General features: G+C 67.0%; 1 protein-coding gene. It reads left to right on the top strand.

Annotated features, from left to right (window positions below; translation table 11 throughout):
• On the top strand, positions 1-1,114 hold a 1,114-nt coding region (gene putP / locus DN824_RS22385), incomplete at its 5' end, for a sodium/proline symporter PutP (protein WP_138410510.1).
• Between the last annotated feature and the right edge of the window lie 60 nt (positions 1,115-1,174).

Raw genomic sequence — 1,174 nt, 5'->3', positions numbered from 1 at the left:
GCTGCGCATCTTCTCGGCGCTGGTGATCCTGGTGTTCTTCACCATCTACTGCGCCTCGGGCGTGGTGGCCGGCGCGCGGCTGTTCGAGAGCAGTTTCGGCGTGCCGTACGAGTACGCGCTGTGGATCGGCGCGGCGGCGACCATCCTCTACGTGTTCATCGGTGGCTTCCTGGCGGTGAGCTGGACCGACACCGTGCAGGCGACGCTGATGATCTTCGCGCTGCTGATCACGCCGGTGTTCGTGATCCTGGCACTGGGCGACATGGGCGCGGCGATGGATACCATCGCGACCCACAACCCGGCGGCGTTCGACATGTTCAGCGGGCTCTCCTTCGTGGCGATCATCTCGCTGCTGGCCTGGGGCCTGGGCTACTTCGGCCAGCCGCACATCCTGGTGCGCTTCATGGCCGCCGATTCGGTGCGGACCATCCCCAACGCCCGCCGCATCGGCATGGCCTGGATGATCCTGACGCTGGCCGGCGCGGTGGCGGTGGGCTTCTTCGGCATCGCCTACTTCGCCGGACATCCGGAGCAGGCCGGGCCGGTGAGCGAGAACGGCGAGCGGGTGTTCATGGAACTGGTCAAGCTCCTGTTCAATCCCTGGATCGCGGGGATCATCCTCTCCGGCGTGCTGGCCGCGGTGATGAGCACCCTGAGCGCGCAGCTGCTGGTGAGCTCCAGTGCCCTGACCCAGGACTTCTACAAGGCGATGCTGCGCAAGCACGCCTCGCAGACCGAGCTGGTGTGGGTCGGCCGTGGCATGGTGCTGCTGATCGCGGCGATCGCGATGGGCATCGCCTCGAACCCCGAGAGCAAGGTGCTGGGCCTGGTGTCCTACGCCTGGGCGGGCTTCGGTGCGGCGTTCGGGCCGGTGGTGCTGATCTCGCTGCTGTGGAAGGGCATGACCCGCAACGGCGCGCTGGCGGGGATGCTGGTCGGCGCGGTGACCGTGGTAGTGTGGAAGCAGTTCATCGGGCTGGGCCTGTACGAGATCATCCCGGGCTTCATCCTGGCGAGCATCGCCATCGTGGTGTTCAGCCGGATCGGGCAGGGCGCCTCGCCGAGCATGGTCAAGCGCTTCGAGGAAGCCGAGCGCGAGTACCGGGCGGGCTGATAGCTGTTTGTCGAAGAGCCGACCTCAGGGTCGGCTTTTTCGTCTGGGGCAGCGGTGGGG

Origin of the sequence: Stutzerimonas nosocomialis, from assembly GCF_005876855.1 — a bacterium.
Classification (GTDB): Bacteria; Pseudomonadota; Gammaproteobacteria; order Pseudomonadales; family Pseudomonadaceae; genus Stutzerimonas; species Stutzerimonas nosocomialis.
Note: the sequence above shows the minus strand (reverse complement) of the source record. Positions and strands in the feature narration are given on the sequence as shown.